The 20,565-nt window shown below is 68.7% G+C and carries 18 protein-coding genes; 11 read left to right on the forward strand and 7 right to left on the reverse strand.

The genetic code is table 11. The features are described 5' to 3' along the window. The first annotated feature begins 9 nt into the window (after positions 1–9). A complete protein-coding gene (locus ACFXIV_RS02815; RefSeq protein WP_379395027.1) occupies positions 10–1,911 on the forward strand; it encodes a TraM recognition domain-containing protein in 1,902 nt (633 codons plus the stop codon). After that, the gene (locus ACFXIV_RS02820; protein WP_354837280.1) at positions 1,908–2,291 is read left to right on the forward strand and encodes a DUF4913 domain-containing protein; all 384 of its coding nucleotides are present in this window, start codon (positions 1,908–1,910) and stop codon (positions 2,289–2,291) included. The genes ACFXIV_RS02815 and ACFXIV_RS02820 overlap by 4 nt, the downstream gene beginning before the upstream one ends. 90 nt (positions 2,292–2,381) lie before the next feature. On the opposite strand, the gene ACFXIV_RS02825 is transcribed toward ACFXIV_RS02820, so the two are convergent. Together ACFXIV_RS02825 and ACFXIV_RS02830 are read right to left on the reverse strand one after the other, a co-directional pair. Continuing rightward, positions 2,382–2,942, reverse strand: coding sequence for a hypothetical protein (locus ACFXIV_RS02825; RefSeq protein ID WP_379395025.1), 561 nt, complete (start codon positions 2,940–2,942; stop codon positions 2,382–2,384). 403 nt (positions 2,943–3,345) lie between these two features. After that, positions 3,346–4,203: a peptidylprolyl isomerase gene (locus ACFXIV_RS02830; RefSeq protein ID WP_364612318.1), complete on the reverse strand. Its 858-nt coding sequence runs from the start codon at positions 4,201–4,203 to the stop codon at positions 3,346–3,348. A 180-nt stretch (positions 4,204–4,383) separates the two neighbouring features. Between ACFXIV_RS02830 and hisS the strand changes: the two genes are divergently transcribed. The 3 genes from hisS (at position 4,384) to ACFXIV_RS02845 (ending at position 7,639) form a co-directional block, all read left to right on the forward strand. Next, on the forward strand, positions 4,384–5,664 hold the full coding sequence (hisS, locus tag ACFXIV_RS02835) for a histidine--tRNA ligase (protein ID WP_379395023.1): 1,281 nt from the start codon (positions 4,384–4,386) through the stop codon (positions 5,662–5,664). 186 nt (positions 5,665–5,850) lie between these two features. Beyond that, positions 5,851–6,498: a hypothetical protein gene (locus ACFXIV_RS02840; RefSeq protein WP_379395022.1), complete on the forward strand. Its 648-nt coding sequence runs from the start codon at positions 5,851–5,853 to the stop codon at positions 6,496–6,498. 139 nt (positions 6,499–6,637) lie between these two features. Continuing rightward, positions 6,638–7,639 (forward strand): malate dehydrogenase, encoded by a 1,002-nt coding sequence (locus ACFXIV_RS02845; protein WP_379395021.1) that lies wholly within the window; start codon positions 6,638–6,640, stop codon positions 7,637–7,639. A gap of 23 nt (positions 7,640–7,662) precedes the next feature. Here the strand turns inward: ACFXIV_RS02845 and ACFXIV_RS02850 are convergent, their stop codons facing one another. After that, the gene (locus ACFXIV_RS02850) at positions 7,663–8,535 is read right to left on the reverse strand and encodes a TIGR03619 family F420-dependent LLM class oxidoreductase (RefSeq protein ID WP_379395019.1); all 873 of its coding nucleotides are present in this window, start codon (positions 8,533–8,535) and stop codon (positions 7,663–7,665) included. A 247-nt stretch (positions 8,536–8,782) separates the two neighbouring features. On the opposite strand from ACFXIV_RS02850, the gene ACFXIV_RS02855 reads away from it, so the two are divergent. Beyond that, positions 8,783–9,532, forward strand: a complete 750-nt coding sequence (locus ACFXIV_RS02855; protein ID WP_354837294.1) for an SDR family oxidoreductase — start codon at positions 8,783–8,785, stop codon at positions 9,530–9,532. A gap of 175 nt (positions 9,533–9,707) precedes the next feature. On the opposite strand, the gene ACFXIV_RS02860 is transcribed toward ACFXIV_RS02855, so the two are convergent. Further along, positions 9,708–11,246: a hypothetical protein gene (locus tag ACFXIV_RS02860; protein ID WP_379395017.1), complete on the reverse strand. Its 1,539-nt coding sequence runs from the start codon at positions 11,244–11,246 to the stop codon at positions 9,708–9,710. After that, positions 11,243–11,572: a type VII secretion target gene (locus ACFXIV_RS02865; RefSeq protein WP_379395015.1), complete on the reverse strand. Its 330-nt coding sequence runs from the start codon at positions 11,570–11,572 to the stop codon at positions 11,243–11,245. Before ACFXIV_RS02865 ends, ACFXIV_RS02860 begins: the two co-directional genes overlap by 4 nt. A gap of 137 nt (positions 11,573–11,709) precedes the next feature. On the opposite strand from ACFXIV_RS02865, the gene ACFXIV_RS02870 reads away from it, so the two are divergent. From ACFXIV_RS02870 to ACFXIV_RS02885, 4 genes are all read left to right on the forward strand, one after another. Continuing rightward, the gene (locus tag ACFXIV_RS02870) at positions 11,710–12,696 is read left to right on the forward strand and encodes an NAD-dependent epimerase/dehydratase family protein (RefSeq protein ID WP_379395013.1); all 987 of its coding nucleotides are present in this window, start codon (positions 11,710–11,712) and stop codon (positions 12,694–12,696) included. 31 nt (positions 12,697–12,727) lie between these two features. Further along, the gene (locus ACFXIV_RS02875; protein WP_357008184.1) at positions 12,728–13,741 is read left to right on the forward strand and encodes an Rv2578c family radical SAM protein; all 1,014 of its coding nucleotides are present in this window, start codon (positions 12,728–12,730) and stop codon (positions 13,739–13,741) included. A 106-nt stretch (positions 13,742–13,847) separates the two neighbouring features. Continuing rightward, positions 13,848–15,887: a 2-oxoacid:acceptor oxidoreductase subunit alpha gene (locus tag ACFXIV_RS02880; RefSeq protein ID WP_379395011.1), complete on the forward strand. Its 2,040-nt coding sequence runs from the start codon at positions 13,848–13,850 to the stop codon at positions 15,885–15,887. Further along, positions 15,887–16,966, forward strand: a complete 1,080-nt coding sequence (locus ACFXIV_RS02885; protein WP_379395009.1) for a 2-oxoacid:ferredoxin oxidoreductase subunit beta — start codon at positions 15,887–15,889, stop codon at positions 16,964–16,966. The genes ACFXIV_RS02880 and ACFXIV_RS02885 overlap by 1 nt, the downstream gene beginning before the upstream one ends. Before the next feature lie 10 nt (positions 16,967–16,976). On the opposite strand, the gene ACFXIV_RS02890 is transcribed toward ACFXIV_RS02885, so the two are convergent. Continuing rightward, on the reverse strand, positions 16,977–17,522 hold the full coding sequence (locus ACFXIV_RS02890) for a hypothetical protein (protein ID WP_379395008.1): 546 nt from the start codon (positions 17,520–17,522) through the stop codon (positions 16,977–16,979). A gap of 189 nt (positions 17,523–17,711) precedes the next feature. Beyond that, positions 17,712–18,635 (reverse strand): neutral zinc metallopeptidase, encoded by a 924-nt coding sequence (locus ACFXIV_RS02895; RefSeq protein WP_379395006.1) that lies wholly within the window; start codon positions 18,633–18,635, stop codon positions 17,712–17,714. 120 nt (positions 18,636–18,755) lie between these two features. On the opposite strand from ACFXIV_RS02895, the gene aspS reads away from it, so the two are divergent. Next, complete coding sequence (aspS, locus tag ACFXIV_RS02900; protein ID WP_379395004.1) at positions 18,756–20,549, forward strand: aspartate--tRNA ligase; 1,794 nt, start codon at positions 18,756–18,758, stop codon at positions 20,547–20,549. Positions 20,550–20,565: the final 16 nt, after the last annotated feature.

Consider the following 20,565-nt stretch of genomic DNA (forward strand, 5'->3'; position numbering starts at 1 on the left):
AGGTTAGAGATGGCGAAGAAACCGATTGCGGACCCGGCCGACCCGGGTCCCGATCGTGTCCTGCACCTCGTCTACGCGGGTTTCTACATCTTCGGAACCGTGTGGCTGGCAGTGCAATTGGGCAACCTGCTGAGCTCGCCGCGCCAGCACGTGCCGATCAACCCGATCGCCATCGTGGTCAACCTGCTCAAGGGCGAGCTGCGCTGGCCGGCCGCCGCCACCGTGATCATCGTGCTCGTCTTCGGGGGGACGCTGGGCTGGGTGCTGTACCGGCGCCGCCGCGAGCTGAGCGCCAAGAAGGGCCGACTGGCGATCGACGACAAGGCCGATCACATGGGCACCGGCGGGGCCATCAAGGCGCTCACGCTGTCCGGTGTCCGCGAGAAGGCCGGCCAGATCGGTGTGCCGCTGCACAAGCACCTCACCGGGGACATGCTCATTCCCGGTTCGCTGATGCGGCCCGGGGACATGCTGGTTCCGGGCATCCCGATCGGCATGTCGGTCGCCGACGGCGAAATGATGTACGGCTCCTACGAGGATCTGCAGGTCGACATCTGGGGACCGCGGCAGGGCAAGACCACCTCCCGGGTGATCCCGGCCGTGCTCGCCGCCATCGGCCCGGTCGTCGTCACCTCCAACAAGCGTGACGTCGTCGACGCCACCCGGGATGTGCGCGCGGGCAAGGGCAGTCAGATCTTCGTCTTCGATCCGCAAGGCGTGGCCCCGGATTCGCACGACCTGCAGGCACAGCAGGAACCCGGGTGGTACTGGGATCCGCTGGCGTGGGTCGACGTGCACCGGCCCGGCTGCGAAGTGCGGGCGGTCAGCCTGGCGGGTCATTTCTCCGATGCGGAGGGCAGTCCCTCGGCCGGCCAGGGCGCGGACTCGTACTTCGACCCCGAGGCCGAGGATCTGCTCGCGGCGCTGTTCCTGGCCGCGGGTTTCGAGGGCAGCAACATCCTGCGCGCCTGGGAATGGGTGAACAACCCGATGGACACCACCCCCATCGAGATCCTGCGCGCGCATTCCAAGCACTACATGGCCGAGGGTCTCGCCGGCCAGTACAACCTCGACATCCGCACGCGCGACGGCATCTTCGGTGGCGCGAAGGCGATGATCAGGTGCCTGAAGTTCCCGCACATCCAGCCGTGGATCATCCCCAACGGCGGCCGGTCGGCCTTCGACGAACTGGAATTCCTCGAGCGCAACGGCACCCTCTACTGCCTGTCGCTGGAGGGCCGGGGTTCGGCGGCGCCGCTGGTGAGCGCCCTGACCGCGGCGGTCATCGACGTGGCCTCCCGCGAGGCGTCGCGGTCGCCGGGCGGGCGACTGCCGGTGCCGCTGCTGGCCGCACTCGACGAGGCCGCCAATGTCGTGCGCTGGAAGGATCTGCCGAAGCAGTACAGCCACTTCGGTTCTCGCGGCATCGTGGTGATGACGGTGCTGCAGTCCTGGGCGCAGGGCGCGCGCTGCTGGGGACCCGATGGCATGGAGGCGCTCTGGGGCGCCGCGAACATCAAGGTCATCGGCAGCGGCATCGACGACATGACCTTCCTGCAACAGCGCTCCGAGGCCATCGGCGACTACGACAGCATCTCGCAGTCGGTGTCGGAATCGAAGGGCGGCAAGAGCTATTCGCGCTCGCTGAGCTCGTCGCGGACCTTCAACGCCCATGCCCTGGCGACCCTGCCGCGCGGCCGCGCCATCCTGTTCGCCGCGGGCACACCGGCCGTGCTGCTGCGCACGGTGCCGTGGTGGGAGGGCCCCGACTCCGCCGCGGTCGAGCGGTCGATCGAAGCCCACGACCCGTCACCGACGCGCAAGACCGAGATTTCCGATCTGATCAGCCCCGCCCTGATCAAAGAGACACTGCCGGATGTTTCGGCGCCCAAGGAGGTTCGACCGCTGTGAGCGAAGAGTCAACACCCATGGTCTACGCGAGCGTGGTCGAGTTCGTGGAGAACTACCTCAGCCTCGTGTACCGCCGGCAGGTGACCGATATCAGCGACACCGTGTGGTGCCCCGAATGGTGGAAGCACGCCGAGGCGGTCGCGCGACTGGATGCCATGTGGCGGGCGTGGGAGCACTTCCGCCACGACGGCAAGACCGGGCTGAGCATCTGGTTCCTCGACCACGCCGACCCGCACATGGCGAAACTGTTCGATCCCAAGGGCCCGTTCAAGTACTGCAGTGTGCGCAACGGCCACAAGGACATGCTCACGCCGCTGCCGTTGAAGTCCCCCCAGCAGGGCTTGTTCAGCAATCCCACGATGGGGGAGTTCCCGCTCTGAGATGAACCGTGGGCGCCGGTATGGTGCCGGCGCCGAAACGGAAAGTGGCGGATCGGGTTGCGATCCGCCACGGTTGGAAATTATTGCTGCTCAGACTCGTTCACGCGAGCGAGCGCGTTCGCGGTCCCGCTCGTGCGCTTCCTGCTCCCGCACCCGCCGCTGCGCTGCCTCCTGCTCCCGGAGCCGCACGGCGTCCTGTGCCGACTGGGCCTGTCCGACCTCCATCAGCAGCCGTACCGATTGCAGTTCGGGCGAGATGCCCATGCGCGAAAGGTGTTGCGCCAGAGCGGTTCGCCGCTCCACCGAGTCGTATCGCACGGAGCCGCGGTTGGCTTGCTGCGCGGCCATTCGAGATGCCTCCGCCTGCGCGGAGAATCGATCCTTTTCGAGAGATACGCCCCGTTCACGCGTCGGGCGCTCCAAGATTCGCGAGAGTTCGCGGTTACGCGGATCACGTGCCTTGGCATCCGCTGCCTCACGCAGCCGACGCTCGCGGCCCTCCTTCTGGCGGGCCTCGGTGACCCTGACGCGTGCTTCCGCTTCCTTCTGGCCACGTTCCCGGGTGCGCAGCGCGACAAGTGTCGCGAGCTGCAACATTTGCCTCATCATCGCCGCTGTTTCGCGGCCGATGTCGTCGAGTTCCTCGGCCATTGCCTGCTCCCCGATGCTGCAGTTAGATCACTATGGATGATTGTGGTGCTTCGTCACGGACATCGCCACACGAACGGTGGTTGCGCGTAGCCATATCCCGCCTGCAAACGTGGACACCCGGAGCCCATCAGGCGTCGCAGCGGCCCGGTGGGGATTGCCCGGTGGGCTTTACTACGCCTTGGTACTCCGTTCTACGAGATTACCAGCGAAAACTCCGAAACCACCGTACGCGCGCGTCGCGATCCAGCATATATCGCACAATTCCGGCAGGTCGTGGAAAAGTCAGGATTTTCTTTGGTTAGGGAAGCCTTACGCAAGAGGTTCAACGGGACCTTCCCGAGACCTACGCCGGAAAAGAATCGGGCCCGGCGCGGGAAGCGCCGGGCCCGAAAAACCATGCTGGTCAGTTGATTTGGACCGACTGGATGTTCACGTCCGCGGCCGGCTTCCCGTCCTGGCCGCCGCCCTGGACACCCGCCTTGGCGATCTTGTCGAGGGTGGCGAGACCGGCGTCGTCGACCGTGCCGAAGATGGTGTACTGCGGCGGCAGCTGGGAGTCGCCGTAGACCAGGAAGAACTGGCTGCCATTGGTGCCCGGGCCGGCGTTGGCCATGGCGAGCACGCCGCGCTTGTAGGCGACCGGGTACTGGGCGGCTTGATCATTCGGGTCGTACTGGTCGGTCGGGTACTCGTTGTCGAACTCGTAACCGGGACCGCCCATTCCGCTGCCGGTCGGGTCGCCGCACTGCAGCACCTCCAGGCCCTTGCCCGTGGTGATGCGATGGCAGCTGGTGTTGTCGAAGAACTTCTGCTTGGCCAGGCTCTCGAAACTGTTGACCGTGCAGGGGGATTCACTCGGGGTCAGGGTCATGGAGATCGGACCCTGGCTGGTGTCCATGGTCGCCTTGACATCACCGGCGGTGGAGATATTGGCCGTGCTCGGCGGATTCACCGGCTTGTCGGCCGGCTTCTGCGACGGACGGTACGTACAGCTGACCGAGGCCGGCTTGGCCTTGGCGGCCGGCGGGGGAGCGGCGGTCAGCGAGGCGTCCGGAGTCTCCGAGGCCTTGGCGCTGGTGCTGTTGTCATCGCCTTTGGTCAGGAAGTAGATGCCGACACCGGCCGCGACCGCGACCACAACACCCAGGGCCGAGGCCGCGATGGTGAGTTGCTTGCGCTTACGCGCCCGCTGGGCCCGATTCTCCAGTTGACGCTCCAGCTTCCGCTTCGCCGCAGCGCGTCGCTGTTCATTGCTCGGCACTAACTGTCCCTCCGTGAACGGTCGGTATCTGATGTCTGTACAGACTGCGGCCGTCAGCCCAGCGGCCGCGGCAGACATTACCTGCATTCGCTGAGAAAAACCTACATATGGCAGGCCCTCGTGACCGTCGGCCGGTAACCGGTTGGACTTGGCGGACGGGCGTGGTGAAAACTGGGCATCGTGACCAAGACCAGCAGCTTCCGTGCCCCGAGGGGGGTCCCCGACTATCTGCCACCCACGTCCGCCGAGTTCGTCGCCGTCCGCGACGCCCTCGTGGGGACGGCGCGATTGGCCGGATACGGGCATGTCGAGCTGCCGATCTTCGAAGAGACCGCCCTGTTCGCGCGGGGTGTGGGCGAATCCACCGACGTCGTCACCAAGGAGATGTGGACCTTCGCCGACCGCAATGGCGAGAGCTTCACCCTGCGCCCCGAAGGCACCGCCGGCGTCATGCGGGCGGTCATCGAGAACGGCCTCGACCGCGGGGCGCTGCCCGTCAAACTCTGCTACGCCGGGCCGTTCTTCCGGTACGAGCGCCCGCAGAAGGGTCGCTACCGGCAGCTGCAGCAGGTCGGCGTGGAGGCCATCGGCGTCGACGATCCGGCCCTGGACGCCGAGGTGATCGCCATCGCCGACGCCGGATTCCGCGGGCTCGGACTGGAGGGTTTCCGGCTCGAGATCACCTCGCTCGGCGACGAGACCTGCCGGCCGCAATATCGAGAACTGTTGCAGGACTTCCTGTTCAAGCTGCCGCTGGACGAGGAGACCAAGCGCCGGGCGCTGATCAACCCGCTGCGGGTGCTCGACGACAAGCGTCCCGAGGTCAAGGAGATGACCGTCGACGCGCCGCTCATGATCGACCACCTGTCGGAGTCGGCCAAGGCGCACTTCGAGCAGGTGCTCGGCCTCCTCGACGCGCTGGGCGTGCCGTACGTGGTCAACCCGCGCATGGTGCGCGGGCTCGACTACTACACGAAGACCACCTTCGAATTCGTGCACGACGGGCTGGGCGCGCAGTCCGGCATCGGCGGCGGCGGCCGCTACGACGGGCTGATGGCCGAGCTCGGCGGGCAGCCGCTGTCGGGCATCGGCTTCGGCATCGGCGTCGACCGGACGGTGCTGGCCCTCGAGGCCGAGGGCAAGTCCGCCGTCGACGGTCCCCGCGTCCAGGTGTTCGGCGTCCCGCTCGGTGAAGTGGCCAAGCAGCGCCTGGTGGTGCTCGCGGCCGAGTTGCGCCGGGCCGGCATCCGCATCGACCTCGCCTACGGCGGCCGCGGTATGAAGGGCGCGATGAAAGCGGCCGACAAGTCCGGCGCGCAGCTGGCCCTGGTGCTCGGTGACCGCGAGGTCGCCGAGGGCCAGATCGGGCTCAAGGATCTGAGCACCGGCGAACAGCGTCAGATCCCCCTGGACGAGGCCGTCGCCCAGGTCGCGGCCGCACTCGCGGGCGAGCAGAACTGACCCGTCGGCCGGGCCGGACAGCGCCGCCGTCCGGCCCGGCCGGCAGCCGCCGCGCCGATGGGGGCTTGGGGTGGGGCAAATCGGGGTATGGGGTTAGGACCTGCTGGTACCGTGCGGTGCGTCCCGCGGGGGCGGTGCGTGCCGCCGGTAGGCCCGACCCATCGAGACTTGGACGAATGCGCTGCTGTGACTGATGAATCGAAACCGGCGTCCGACCGCGAAATCGGCCTCGACCTGATCGCCCCCGAACTGCTGGCACCCGCCCTGCGCAGGCTCACCCTGGCCGCGCTCGGCATCGGCATCGGGGTCGGACTGCTGATGGCGCTGTTCGTGCACTGGCCCATCGCCCTCGCCACCGGCCTCGTGCTCGGCGCGCCCACCGCCCTCTACGCCGTGGCCGTGCAGCGGCGGCGAATCACGGTGTCCGGCACCGTCATCCGTGCCCGCACCTGGCGCGGCGAACGCCGTCTCGACCTGGCCGGCGCCAGCGCCGCCGAAATCCTGGTCTACCCGGGCAAGATCAGCCGCATCGTGCTGCGCGTCACCGCGGGCGCCGACACCCAGGTCGTGCCGCTGGCCATCTACAGCGACTCCGGCAGCGGCCGCGAACTCCACATTCTGGGCCTGCGCAAACTCGCCGACGCCCTGGCCGGTTGCCCCCTCGCGGCCGCCCTCGCCATCTCCGGACTGCTCGTCCAGCAACTGCGCGCCGAGGCCCGCGACGCCGTCGCCGAACAACGGCCCCTCTACCGGGCCGTCCGCATGGTCCGCGACCGCGACCAGGTCGCCCCGGTCGTCCTCAGCGACTCCGACATCGCCGACCTCGCCCACTGAGCGGTCAATTCACCGATCCCCGAGCCGGATTCACCGGCCGGTGCCGATGTCTGTTTGCTCACGTGCTGCTCACGGGACGCGGGGGAGTGAGCCTGGCTAGGGTGAAGACGGACCTACCCGCCATCGCGAGGAGATCGTCGTGAGCACCACCGCGCCAGTGACCGTCACCGTGACCGGAGCCGCCGGGCAGATCGCCTACGGATTGCTCTTCCGCATCGCGTCGGGGGCGCTACTCGGGTCCGAGACGCCGGTGCGGTTGCGGCTGCTGGAGATTCCGGCCGCCGTCGGATCGCTCGAGGGCGTGGCGATGGAACTCGAGGACGGGGCGTTCCCGCTGCTGGCGGGCATCGATATCGCCGATGACCCGTGGATCGGGTTCGACGGGGCCAATATCGCGATTCTGGTGGGGGCGCGGCCGCGGACCGCGGGCATGGAACGGTCGGATCTGCTGGCGGCCAACGGGCCGATCTTCACCGATCAGGGCGCGGCCATCAATGCCAATGCGGCCGAGGACATCCGGGTGCTGGTGGTCGGGAATCCGGCCAATACCAATGCCTTCATCGCCATGAGCAATGCGCCCGACGTGCCCGCCGGGCGGTTCACCGCGCTCACCCGGCTCGACCACAATCGCGCGATCGCGCAGGTGGCGAACAAGACCGGGGCGGCGGCCGCCGACATCGCGCGGATCACCGTGTGGGGCAATCACTCCGCGACGCAGTACCCGGACCTCGCCCATGCGACGGTCGGCGGGCGCGGCGCGCTCGAGCTGATCGCCGACGATGCCTGGGTCACCGGCGATTTCATCCCGACCGTGCAGCAGCGGGGCACCGCCATCATCAAGGCGCGCGGCGCGTCCTCGGCGGCGAGCGCGGCCAGCGCCGCCATCGACCACATCCACGACTGGGTGCTGGGGACCGCGCCCGGCGACTGGACCTCGATGGCGGTGCCCTCGGACGGCTCCTACGGCGTGCCCGAGGGACTGATCAGCTCGTTCCCGGTGACCTGCGCCGATGGCGAGTACACCATCGTGCCGGACCTGGAGATCGGCGAGTTCGCCCGCACCCGGATCGAGCACAGCGTCGCGGAACTCGTGAGCGAGCGCGACGCCGTGGTCGACCTGGGGTACGCCAAGCGGTCCTGATCAGCCGCGGCGAGCGGAGGTGATCAGCTGAGCTTGCTGATCACGTTCTCGCCGTACCACTTGATCTTGACGATCTTCTCCTCCAGCGACTCCGTGTCGGGCTCCATCGCGTAGGAGTTGCGGAAGCCGACGATCAGATCGGTGATGCCCTTCTCCTCGAGGCGCTTCACCCCGTCGGTGGTATAGCCGTCGCGGGAGACCGCGTGGATCTCGAACTCGCCCGGATTGTCGCGCTCACTGCGCAATTCGTTGATCCGCGCCAGGTACTTGTCCAGGTCGTCGCCCTTGCCGCCGGCGTGCATCCAGCCGTCGCACAGCCGCACCGCGCGACGCAGCGCGGCATCGCTGTGCCCGCCGACCAGGATCGGCAGCGGCTGGGTCGGGGCGGGGGTGAGCTTGATCTTCGGGATGTCGTAGAACTCGCCGTGGTACTCGAAGTACTCGCCGGAGGACAGGCCGCGCACGATCTCGATGCACTCGTCCAGGCGCTTGCCGCGCTTCTCGAACGGGACGCCCATCATCTGGAAGTCCTCCGGCCACGGGCTGATGCCCACGCCCAGGGCGAAGCGGTTGTTGCTCAGGCGGGCCAGCGAACTGGCCTGCTTGGCCACCAGCACCGGCGGGCGGATGGGCAGCTTGAGCACGAACGGGGTCATGCGCAGCGTGGTGGTGGCCGCGGCGAGGGCGGCCGACAGCACGAAGGTCTCGATGAACGGCTTGCCGTCCAGGAACTCGCGATTGCCGTCGGCGGTGTACGGGTACTTGGAATCCGACTCGGCCGGGTAGGCGATGCTGTCGGCCACGGTGATGCTGTGGAACCCGGCGGCCTCGGCGGCCTGCGCGAGGGGGATGTAGTAATCCGGGTTGGTCATCGCCTCCGCGTAGGTGAAGCGCATCGATCGTCCTCTCGACAGTGAGCCAGTACAAAAACTAGAACCGATTCTAGTTCTGTGAGTGATGCTAGCGGGAGGCTCGCGGGAAAGGCAGTCGAACGAGCGATCCGCATCCTCCGTACCCGATCCTGCTGGAGGTGCTCACCTGTCGTATCGCAGTGGCAGACCGCCCGGTCGTAGCCGTCCCGGTGGCTGAGATGCCCGTCCCGATGGGCTTGTCCGGATTCCTGGATCTTGTTCTAATCGCGTCATGACGATCGCCATCACCGGCTCCGGCTCGGGCATCGGCGCGGCCACCGCCGCCGCCCTGCGCGCCGCCGGGCACGACATCATCGGGATCGACCTGCGCAACGCCGACATCACCGTCGACCTCACCGACGCCGCGGCGCGCGCCGCCGCGGTCGAGGAGATCGTGGAGCGATCCGGGGGAGTGCTGGACGGCGTGGTGCTGTGTGCCGGTGTCGGCCCGCAGGTGCCCGACCCGAACCTGGTGGTGGAGATCAACTACCGGGCCACCGTGGCCCTGCTCGACGCCCTGCTGCCCGCGCTGCGCAAGGGTGAAAACCCTGCGGCCGTGGTGGTTTCGTCGGTGGCCTCCACCCAGATCAAGTGGGAGGACAACCCGATCCGCACCGGCACCGAGGCCGAGGCCTTCGCCCAGGCCGGGGATTTCGCGGGCCACTACGCCTACGCGTCCTCCAAGAACGCCGTCACCGTGGCCGTGCGCGAACGCGCCGTCGAGTGGGGCGCCGCGGGCGTGCGCCTGAACACCGTCGCCCCCGGCAGTGTCGAAACCCCGCTGCTGCAGGCCGGTCTGGACGATCCGCGCTACGGTGACGCCATCCGCAACTTCGTGGCCCCCATCGGCCGCAATGGCAAGCCCGAGGAGATCGCCTCCCTCATCGCCTATCTGGTCGGCCCGCAGGCCGGCTTCATCCACGGCGCCCAGTTCGTCATCGACGGCGGAATCGACGCGCAGACGCGGCCGACCGCGGTGTAATCCACCGCGGCGCGCCGACCGCGCGCCCTGAACGGTGGCCGAGCCCGCGGGGTGTACAGCCGCATTTCGGCCTCCACCGATGCCGCGGTGACCGGGGTACCCGACCCGATCGCCGCGGCATTCTGCTGTCCGGAGACGAGCGCGCCGGCGCGGAAGCGGCTGTGCCGCACTCGGATCAGGCGGGATCGGTCTCGGCCGCGTCCGTGCTCTCTGCGGGCCCGCCGATGACACCGGGGGCGAAGGTGCCCAGGTTGCCGGTGAGTTCGCTTTCAGCGGTGTGGCTTTGGTGCGGCTGCACGGTACGGACGTGCTTGGCATCGGCCGCACCGCCCTTGCCCGTGCCCGCCGCAGCAGGGGAGCCCATGAAGCCCGAACCGGCCGGGCCACCGGGGCCGGGAATGCCGGCCGCGCCTGCGCCGAACGGATCGGCGGGGTTGGTGAGCTTGCCACCGGGGATCGAGGACCCGGGGCCGCCAGGGATTGACGGCAGGCCGCCTCCGAGACCGCCACCGCCGACTCCGATCCCGCCGGCCCCTGCGGCGGTGGTGTTCGGGAGACCGCCGACCGGATCGGCCTTCCGCGGTGCGCCGGGCGTGCGGGTGGCTGCCTGCAGGCCGCGTTCGAACAGGCCCTCGGCCTGCTCCAGGATCGGCCGGCCGACATTCTGTGCCAGCGACTGCGCGACCTCGGCCGGGTTCGGACCGCCGCCCTGGCCGAGCAGCTGACCGATGATGGCGTGCACCTGCGCGGTGTAGACCGAGAGTTCGCCGTGCGTGGCGTTCACGACCGTGACCGCCTCGCCGAGATGCCGGGCGGCCGAGGCGATCAGCGTGGTCTGGCCGATCGGGGTCAGGATCAGCGGGGCCAGCGCCGTGGCCTCGGCGGCGAACGCCTCCGCGATGGCGGTGAGCTGGATATTGCCCCGCTGCACCACGGCCGCGGCCTGAGTGGTGATCGACGACAGGTCGAAGCCGCGCTGGGCGGTCCCCCGGCCGTGGTTCCCGGCCTGCCGGCCCGACTCCTGCGCACGCTGGGAAGCCTGGCCCTGCCACAGGGATTCGACGGTCTCGAGCGCGCCCCCGCCGATCTGGACCGTGGCCTCGATGAGCTTCGACCCGGTGCTGAGCAGGGTCGCCGGATTCAGCCGGCCGAGGATGCCGGTGCCGAAGCTCTGCAACAGGTCCAGGAACGGCTCGAACAGCGCGTCCAGTCCGGGAATCGCGGGAAGCGCCAGGCCCTTCATGAGATCGCCGACCGGATCGGCGGGCAGCGGCGGCAGCGCGGCCGCGGGATCGGCGGCGACCCGGGCCAGCGTGGCCTGGGCTGCGTTGAGCGCGGCGGGCACCGCGTTCAGGGCGGCGTGCGCGGAACCGAGCACGGCCCCGGCATCGCCGAGTGCGTCCTGCGCACCCGCGAGCGCACCGTGGGCACCGTCCAGCACGGGTGCGACCGCGTCGCCGAGCGTGCCGGTTCGTGCGTCCGCGGCAGCACCACCGCCCGGGACTCCTCCGGCGACCGGCGAGCTGACCTGCTCGGATTCCTTACGCGCGAGCGAGAATTCCGGCGGCTGGACCGGCAGCATGCCGGCGGGCGGGGTGCCCAGCGGCAGATCCGGGAGCAGACCGCTGACGCTCACACTGCCGGCTCCCCTCGCGCTGGTGTCCGGACCGGCCGGGCGGAGGGCATCGATGACGCCGGAGTCGATCGGCCTCATGCTCGTTCGCCGATCTGCCCGGCGGCCGTGCCGAGGCCCCCGGCGACTTCGGCGTCGGTGGTGTCGTAGGTGGCGGCCGATCCGAAGCCAGCCCGGCCGAGGGCGCCGAAGCGGGCCGAGAGGGCGGCGATGTCGCGATCGTGCAGGAGTTCGGCGACCGCGAAGCCGGCCAGGAAGTCCGCGCCGATGAGTCCGAAGACCGGTGTCATGGCCGCGACGTGGGACACCGTGTCGAGGCCGCCCTGGGCGGCGATGTCGACGGCGACGCCGTGCTGTGCGGCGGCGAATGTACGCACCGCACCGGTGTCGACCCAGAGATCGGCCATGGCAGTACCCCCTGATCGTCATGGACATGCGGATGGCGAATATATCCCCTCGATCGTCCAGACCGGCGTGGCGTGCGCGGCCACACCGCAACCACACCGTTGTTGCAAATTAGAACAAGTTCTATATTCTCGTCACCATGAAGGTCGCAGTCACCGGCGCTGCCGGGTTCCTTGGCACCAATTTGCTTCGCCTGCTTACCGATCGCGGTCACGAAGTGACTGCCATCGACCGGGTCGCGGGCGCGAGCCAGCCCGGTGTCACCTGGGTCAACGGTGACGTGCTGGACCCGGCGTCCATGCGTGCGGCGCTGGACGGGGCCGAGGTGGTCTACCACCTGGTCGCGCTCATCACCCTGGCCCACAAGAACGACGTGGCCTGGCGGGTCAACACCGAGGGCGTGCGCATCGTCGCGGACGCCGCGCGCGAAGTCGGCGTGCGGCGGATGGTGCACACCAGCTCCATTCACGCGTTCAATCAGTACAGCTGCGGTGGCCGGATCAACGAGCGCTCGCCGCGGTCCATCGATCCCGAGCTGCCGGTGTACGACCGCTCCAAGTGGCAGGGCGAGATCGAGCTGCGCAAGATCATCGACAAGGGCCTGGACGCGGTGGTGTGCAACCCGACCGGTGTGTACGGCCCGATCGACAACACCGCCTCGCGCATCAACACCACGCTGTGGGACGCCGCGCGCGGCCGGGTGCCGGTCATGATCAGCGGCGGCTTCGACCTGGTCGACGTGCGCGACGTGGCCCAGGGTCTGGTGCTCGCGAGCGAGCGCGGCCGCACCGGCGAGAACTACCTGCTCGGCGGGCACTTCACCGACATGTTCCAGGCCACCCGCACCGCCGCCGAGGTCAACGGGAAGATGAAGCCCGCCTTCGCGATTCCGGCCAAGGTCATCAACGCGTGCATGCCGGTCATGGAGCCCGTCGCCCGTGCGCTGGGCAGCGACCGCATCTCCAAGGCGGCCATGGGCGCGCTGCTGTCGGCGCCGATCGTCGAGCACACCAAGGCCACCGAGGAACTCGGCTACCGGCCGCGGCCCGCCGAGCAGACCATTCGGGATCTGGTCGCCTTCTACAACGGGCAGCCGATCGAGTCCGACACGCAGAAGATTGCTTGACAGTCGTTAGAACGCATGTTCGACTGAGGTGGTGCGTTGGCAAAGGCAAACCCTCGGCGCTGATGACGGCGCGCTACCCGGGCTCGAACGTGCGGGTTTCGTACGCAGCGTACAGACGCCCGAGTTCGAGGGCATCACGTTTCACGAGGTGCTCTGCAAGAGTGCCCTGAACCGGGTGCCCGACAGCAATCTGCCCTTCAGCTGGACCATCAACCCCATGCGGGGCTGCTCGCATGCGTGCCGCTACTGCTTCGCCCGCGGCACGCACGAGTACCTCGACCTGGATGCGGGGGCCGATTTCGACTCCCAGATCGTGGTCAAGACCAATGTGGTCCCGGTGCTGCGGCGCGAACTGCACAAGCGGTCGTGGCGGCGGGAATCGGTTGCGCTGGGCACGAATACCGATCCCTATCAGCGCGCCGAGGGCCGGTACCGGCTCATGCCCGGCATCATCTCCGCGCTCGCCGACTCCGGCACCGGGTTCTCCATTCTCACCAAGGGCACGCTGCTGCGGCGGGATCTGCCGCTGCTGGTCCAGGCCGCCGGGCAGGTGCCGGTGCACCTCGCCGTCTCCATCGCCATCCTGGATCCGGAACTGCACCGCGGCCTCGAGCCCGGCACACCCTCGCCGCGGGCGCGGCTGGAACTGGTGCGCGCCCTGGCCGACGCCGGATTCGCGGTCAATGTCATGGTGGCGCCGGTCATTCCGTACCTCACCGACTCCCAGGCGCATCTCGACGCGCTCTTCGCGGCCATCGCCGAGGCCGGGGCCGCCGGTGTCACGGCCTTCCCCATGCATCTGCGCGGCTCCACGCGCGGCTGGTTCCTCAATTGGCTCGCCGAAGCCCACCCGGCGCTGCTGCGGCGCTACCGGCAACTGTATGGTCGGGGTGCTTCGGTGACACCGGAGTATTCTGCGTGGCTACGCGGCCGAATCGAGCCGTTGCTGGAGAAACACCGTTTGAACCGCGATCGGCCGGCCGAACCCGAGGTCCGCGTCGCCGAATCGCACACGCCCGATCCGCAGCTGGCGTTGTTCGCCTGACGGCGGTTCTTTGATCGAAACCATTGCGCTTCACGGGTGTGTCGCGAATATTGCGGAGTAGTTTGGCGTTGGTACCTCACACCTGACGAGGAAGTGATGCACGCGCATGGTTTCGCAGCATGACGACCCTGCGGCGCTGCCGCACAAAGATACTGTGGCTCCGCTGCACAACAGCACTGTGAAAGCTCCGTCCGACGGCGGGGTTGCGGCGGCCGGAAACGGCCGCGCCACAGCGAAATTGGCGGTCGAGAAATTGGAAAGAGTCGTCATCCGCTTTGCGGGTGACTCCGGTGACGGTATGCAGCTCACCGGTGACCGCTTCACCCACGAGGCCGCCGCCTTCGGCAATGACCTTGCCACCCAACCGAACTTCCCCGCCGAGATCCGCGCGCCCCAGGGCACGCTGCCGGGCGTGTCGTCGTTCCAGATCCAGATCGCGGACTACGACATCCTCACCGCCGGGGACCAGCCCGACGTATTGGTCGCGATGAATCCTGCTGCGCTGAAGGCGAATCTGGAGGATTTGGCCCGCGGGGCGACGGTGATCGTGAATACTGACGAATTCACCAAACGGAATCTGACCAAGGTCGGCTATGCCGGTGATCCGCTCACCGATGACACGCTGACCGATTTCGTGGTGCACCGGGTGCCCATGACTTCCCTGACGCTCGGGGCAACCGAACCGACCGGTGTGGGCAAGAAAGATGGGCAGCGCGCGAAGAATATGTTCGCGCTCGGCTTGCTGTCGTGGATGTACGGGCGGCCAATCGGCGGCACCGAACAGTTCATGCGGGAGAAATTCGCGACCACACCGGATGTCGCCGAAGCGAATATCCTCGCATTCCGGGCAGGCTGGAATTACGGCGAAACCACCGAGGCCTTCGCCACCACCTACGAGATAGCCCCCGCGACGCTGCCGCCCGGCACCTACCGGCAGATCACCGGCAACACCGCGCTCGCCTACGGCATCGTCACCGCCGGGCAGCTGTCCGGGCTGCCGGTCTTCCTGGGCACCTACCCGATCACCCCGGCCTCGGACATCCTGCACGAACTGAGCAAGCACAAGAACTTCGGCGTCACCACGTTCCAGGCCGAGGACGAGATCGCCGGTATCGGTGCGGCGCTGGGCGCCGCACTCGGCGGCGCGCTCGGGGTGACCAGTACGTCCGGGCCGGGGCTGGCGCTCAAGAGCGAGACCATCGGCCTGGCCGTCATGACCGAGCTGCCGCTGGTGATCATCGACGTGCAACGCGGCGGGCCCTCCACCGGCCTGCCCACCAAGACCGAACAGGCCGACCTGCTGCAGGCGCTCTACGGGCGCAACGGCGAGTCGCCGGTGGCCATCGTCGCGCCGCGCTCACCGGCGGACTGCTTCGACGCCGCGGTCGACGCGGCCCGCATCGCGCTGACCTACCGCACGCCCGTGCTGCTGCTGTCCGACGGCGCCATCGCCAATGGCTCCGAGCCGTGGGCGATTCCACAGGTCACCGAGCTGGCCCCGATCGATCCGGGCTTCGAACCCGAGGGCGCGGAGGGCGATTCGTTCCAGCCCTACGCGCGCGATCCGGAGACCCTGGCCCGGCCGCTGGCGGTGCCCGGCACCGTGGGCCGCGCCCACCGCATCGGCGGGCTCGAAAAGGCCGACGGCAGCGGCAATATCTCCTACGACCCGGCCAATCACGAGCTGATGGTGCGGATCCGGCAGGCCAAGATCGACGGCATCGCGGTGCCCGATCTCGAGGTGGACGATCCGGGGGACCGCGCCGAACTGCTGCTCATCGGCTGGGGCAGCTCCTACGGGCCGATCGGCGAGGCGTGCCGGCGGGCGCGGCGGCGCGGGGTGCCGGTGGCGCAGGCGCATCTGCGGAACCTGAACCCCTTCCCGCCCAGCCTCGGTGAGGTGCTGCGCCGCTACCGCACCGTGGTCTGCCCGGAGATGAACGGCGGCCAGCTGGCCATGCTGCTGCGCGCCCGCTACCTGGTCGACGTGCAGCCGTGGACCAAGATCGCCGGCACCGCCTTCCAAGCACAGGAACTGGTCGGCGTCATCGACGCGGCCCTGGACGGTTCCATCGCGGAGATGGAACAGGCCAAGGCCTTCGCCGCACGCGCGCGGGCGACCTACCGCACCCCAGGGGGCAACTGATGACCATTCTCGAAAACCCGCTCGTGGGTACCGATCTCGGCCTCACCGGACTGTCCGGCGTGCCGCGGGCCGATGGGCCGCAGAAGGCGAAGGACTTCACCTCCGACCAGGAGGTGCGCTGGTGCCCCGGGTGCGGCGACTACGTCATCCTGGCCACGGTGCGCGGCTTCCTGGCCGATCTGGGACTCGAGCGCGAGAACCTGATGTTCGTGTCCGGCATCGGCTGTTCGAGCCGGTTCCCGTACTACCTGGAGGCGTACGGGATCCACTCGATCCACGGCCGCGCTCCGGCCATTGCCACGGGCATGGCGGTGACCCGGCCCGACCTGTCGGTCTGGGTGGTGACCGGGGACGGCGACGCGCTGTCCATCGGCGGCAATCACCTCATCCACGCGCTGCGCCGCAATGTGAACATGACGATCCTGTTGTTCAACAACCGGATCTACGGCCTCACCAAGGGCCAGTACTCACCGACCTCGGAGACCGGCAAGGTCACCAAGTCCACCCCGATGGGCTCGGTCGACCATCCGTTCAACACCCTGTCGGTGGCGCTGGGCGCCGAGGCCACCTTCGCCGCCCGCGCGCTGGACTCGGATCGTGCCGGGCTCACCGAGGTGTTGCGCGCCGCCGCCGAACACCGCGGCACCTCGTTCGTGGAGATCCTGCAGGACTGCCCGATCTTCAATGACGGCTCCTTCGACGTGCTGCGCCGGGAGAACGCCGAATCCCATCTGGTCCGGTTGCGGCACGGCGAGCCCATTCGGTTCGGCGCGGACGGTGAATTCGCCGTGGTCCGTGCTGGTTTCGGCCTGCGGGTGGCGCGCGCCGACAGTGTCGCCGAAGCCGAGATCGTGGTCCACGACGCCTATACCGACCACCCCGAATACGCCTACGCCCTGTCCCGCCTGTCCGACCAGGACCTCACCCACGTGGTGACCGGCATCTTCCGCAGCGTCTCCCGCCCCGCCTACGACGACGGCGTCCGCGCCCAGCTGAACACCGCTGTCGAACGCAAACCGGTGAGCGAGAACTCGCTGCAGGAGCTGCTCACCGGCCGCGAAACCTGGACGGTCGGCTGATCTTTCGCCGCTAGGCCGGAACGAAGGCGTTCAGCAAGCGCTGGAACAGATCGTCGAAGCGCTTGCGGGACGCCTTCTGGTCATCGTTGAGCCCGTCGCCGAGCTCGGGCGCGTACACGATCAGGTGCACGTCCTGATCCGGCGACTGCGGCATGTAGTCGATGATGGAGGTCCCCTTGTCCGCCTGTTCCGGTGTCCCCATGTCCACGGCCGCCAGCGCCTTCACCTCGGCCGCCGCGGCCCCGATGACGTCGGCGGGCACGGTCCCGGTCACCGGCTGCGCGCCGTTGTCGGCGCGCTTCACCGCCCGCCCGTCGGGCTGAATCTCCAGCGCCGGATGCAGATCCGTGCGCGTCTGCCATCCCGCGGGCATGGCGGTCAGCGTGAACAGCGCCACGCCGGGTGCCGGTGCCGGGTCCGCCTTCGCGAATACCCCTGTGCCCGTGAGCATTACCACTGCGAGCGTGGTCACCGCCCCCGTCCGCCACCCACGCCGCCGCGCCACCCGGGCGAGTCCCGCCTCGCCGAAAAGTCCTGCCGCCCTGGCTGTCCGCATCGCATTCCTCCGAATTCCCTTGCGGGCACCCACCCGCCGCCGCCGATTCTGCCGCCAACCCCACGGCGCACCCGCGCTGCCACGCCGACCCCACCCCCGATACCGCCCTGCCCTGAGCGAAAACGGGTGGAGGCCGGAAATGGCAAGGTCCCCAGCCTGTTCGAGGCTGGGGACCGTGGGGATGTCGGGTCAGCGGAGAGCGGGTGGGTTGTTCAGGTCCTGGGCCGAATAGGTGTCGCAGGCCTTGACCTGGCCGGTCTTGTAGCCGGTCAGGAACCACTTCTGACGTTCCTCCGACGAGCCGTGAGTCCAGGCTTCCGGGTTGACGCGTCCGGTGGCGGCCTTCTGGATGCGGTCGTCGCCGACGGCGGACGCGGCGGAGAGCGCGTCGCGGATGTCGTTGTCGGTCAACGGCTTCAGGAACGGGGTGGTGGAGCCGGGCGCGGGGAGCTTGTCGGCGTAGTTGGCCCAGACCCCGGCGTAGCAGTCGGCCTGGAGTTCGGTGCGGACCGCGCCGGAGGTGGGGCCCTGGGGGTCGCGCTGGGCGCGGTTGATGTCGCCGAGCAGGTTCTGGATGTGGTGGCCGAACTCGTGGGCGACCACGTACTCCTGGGCGAGCGGGCCGCCGCTGGAGCCGAAGCGGTCGACCAGTTCCTGGAAGAAGCTGGTGTCGAAGTAGGCGGTCTGATCGGCGGGGCAGTAGAACGGGCCGACCGCCGAGGAGGCACGGCCGCAGCCGGTGCTGACCGCGCCGGAGAACAGGTTGAGCTTGGGGACCACGTACTTGCGGTTGGTCTGCTTCGGCAGTTCGGTGCCCCAGATCGCGTCGAGGCTCTGGGCGGTGAGGATGACGCGGCAGTCGACGTACTTGTTGGCGTCGGCTCCGGTCTTGCAGTGCGTGGGCAGGGTCGCGGTGCCCGGCTTGGCATTGCTGTCCGCGCCCGTGAACTGGCCGAGAATGCTGCCCGGGTCGCCGCCGAAGATCAGTGCCGCGATCACCGCGATAATGCCCAGCGCACCGCCGCCGAGAGCCAATCCACCGCCCATACCCGGTCCGCCACCGCCACCACTCGCCCGGTTCGGGTCGATTTGCAGGCCCTCGTTGAAGGTCATGGCTATCACTGTGACACGGGCGAGTCGATATCGGTTTCCACTCGCTGAACGTGTCTCTCTACGATGGGTCTGCACCTGGTCACACCTCACCGGTGCTTCGAGCCCGTCGAAAGGAATCCCGTGCTGCGCACCCACTTGGCTGGTTCGCTGCGAAGCGAGCACGCCGGTCAGACCGTCACCCTCACCGGCTGGGTGGCCCGGCGGCGAGACCACGGTGGCGTGATCTTCATCGATCTGCGCGATGCGTCGGGTGTTGCCCAGGCCGTCTTCCGTGAAGGCGAACCCGCGGCGGCCGCCCACAAGCTGCGCAACGAGTTCGTGGTGAAGGTCGTCGGCGTGGTCGAGAACCGCCCGGCCGGTAGCGAGAACCCGAACCTGCCGACCGGCGCCATCGAGGTCAACGTGACCGAGCTCGAGGTGCTGAACGAGGCCGCGCCGCTGCCGTTCCAGCTCGACGACGAGCCGGGCGAGGAAGCCCGCCTCAAGTACCGCTACCTGGACCTGCGCCGCGAAGGCCCGGCGCACACGATCCGGCTGCGCTCGAAGGTGAACGCCGCCGCCCGCGCCGTGCTGGCCAAGCACGCGTTCGTCGAGGTCGAGACCCCGACCATGACCCGCTCCACCCCCGAGGGCGCGCGCGACTTCCTGGTTCCGGCCCGCCTGCAGCCCGGCAAGTTCTACGCCCTGCCGCAGTCGCCGCAGCTGTTCAAGCAGCTGCTCATGGTCGGTGGCATCGAGCGCTACTACCAGATCGCGCGCTGCTACCGCGACGAGGACTTCCGCGCCGACCGCCAGCCCGAGTTCACCCAGCTCGACATCGAGATGAGCTTCGTCGAGCAGGAGGATGTCATCCTGCTGGCCGAGGACGTCCTGGCCGCGCTGTGGCAGCTGGTCGGCTACGAGATCCCGACCCCGATCCCGCACATGACCTACGCCGAGGCCATGCGCCGCTACGGCTCGGACAAGCCGGACCTGCGCTTCGAGGTCGAGATCACCGAGATGATGGAGTACTTCAAGGACACGCAGTTCCGCGTGTTCCAGGCTCCCTACGTCGGCGCGGTCGTCATGCCGGGCGGCGCGTCGCAGCCCCGCCGCCAGTTCGACGCCTGGCAGGAGTGGGCCAAGCAGCGCGGCTCCAAGGGCCTGGCCTACATCACCTTCAACGAGGACGGCACCCTCGGCGGCCCGGTCGCCAAGAACCTCACCGACGCCGAGCGCGAGGGTCTGGCCAAGCAGGTCGGCGCCGAGCCCGGCGACTGCGTGTTTTTCGCGGCCGGCGACATGAAGTCCAGCCGTGCGCTGCTGGGCGCGGCCCGCGGCGAGATCGCCCGCAAGTGCGGTCTCATCGACGAGAACGCCTGGGCCTTCGTGTGGATCGTGGACGCCCCGATGTTCGAGCCCACCGCCGACGCCACCGCGAGCGGCGATGTGGCCCTGGGCTATTCGGCCTGGACGGCCGTGCACCACGCCTTCACCTCGCCCAAGCCCGAGCACCTGGACACCTTCGACACCGATCCGGGCTCGGCGCTGGCCTACGCCTACGACATCGTCTGCAACGGCAACGAGATCGGCGGCGGCTCCATCCGTATCCACCGCCGGGACGTCCAGGAGCGGGTGTTCCAGGTGATGGGCATCGGCGAGGAGGAGGCCCAGGAGAAGTTCGGCTTCCTGCTCGACGCCTTCTCCTTCGGCGCTCCGCCCATGGGCGGCATCGCCTTCGGCTGGGACCGCATCACCGCGCTGCTGGCCGGCGTGGACTCGATCCGCGAGGTCATCGCCTTCCCGAAGTCGGGTGGCGGCGTCGACCCGCTCACCGACGCGCCCACCCCGATCACCCTGCAGCAGCGGCAGGAGGCAGGCCTCAACGCCAAGCTCGACGCGAACGGCAACCCGGTCAAGGAAGACGCCAAGTAAGGGCGCGCCCGGACCG

Origin of the sequence: Nocardia sp. NPDC059236, assembly GCF_042754085.1 — a bacterium.
Lineage (GTDB): Bacteria > Actinomycetota > Actinomycetes > Mycobacteriales > Mycobacteriaceae > Nocardia.

Excerpts from the sequence above, each read along its gene's own strand:
- ACFXIV_RS02815 (WP_379395027.1), top strand. The coding sequence starts at position 10 with ATGGCGAAGAAACCGATTGCGGACCCGGCCGACCCGGGTCCCGATCGT.
- ACFXIV_RS02825 (WP_379395025.1), bottom strand. The coding sequence starts at position 2,942 with ATGGCCGAGGAACTCGACGACATCGGCCGCGAAACAGCGGCGATGATG.
- ACFXIV_RS02850 (WP_379395019.1), bottom strand. The coding sequence starts at position 8,535 with ATGCGCTTCACCTACGCGGAGGCGATGACCAACCCGGATTACTACATC.
- ACFXIV_RS02855 (WP_354837294.1), top strand. The coding sequence starts at position 8,783 with ATGACGATCGCCATCACCGGCTCCGGCTCGGGCATCGGCGCGGCCACC.
- ACFXIV_RS02860 (WP_379395017.1), bottom strand. The coding sequence starts at position 11,246 with ATGAGGCCGATCGACTCCGGCGTCATCGATGCCCTCCGCCCGGCCGGT.
- ACFXIV_RS02865 (WP_379395015.1), bottom strand. The coding sequence starts at position 11,572 with ATGGCCGATCTCTGGGTCGACACCGGTGCGGTGCGTACATTCGCCGCC.
- ACFXIV_RS02870 (WP_379395013.1), top strand. The coding sequence starts at position 11,710 with ATGAAGGTCGCAGTCACCGGCGCTGCCGGGTTCCTTGGCACCAATTTG.
- ACFXIV_RS02880 (WP_379395011.1), top strand. The coding sequence starts at position 13,848 with ATGGTTTCGCAGCATGACGACCCTGCGGCGCTGCCGCACAAAGATACT.
- ACFXIV_RS02885 (WP_379395009.1), top strand. The coding sequence starts at position 15,887 with ATGACCATTCTCGAAAACCCGCTCGTGGGTACCGATCTCGGCCTCACC.
- ACFXIV_RS02890 (WP_379395008.1), bottom strand. The coding sequence starts at position 17,522 with ATGCGGACAGCCAGGGCGGCAGGACTTTTCGGCGAGGCGGGACTCGCC.
- ACFXIV_RS02895 (WP_379395006.1), bottom strand. The coding sequence starts at position 18,635 with ATGACCTTCAACGAGGGCCTGCAAATCGACCCGAACCGGGCGAGTGGT.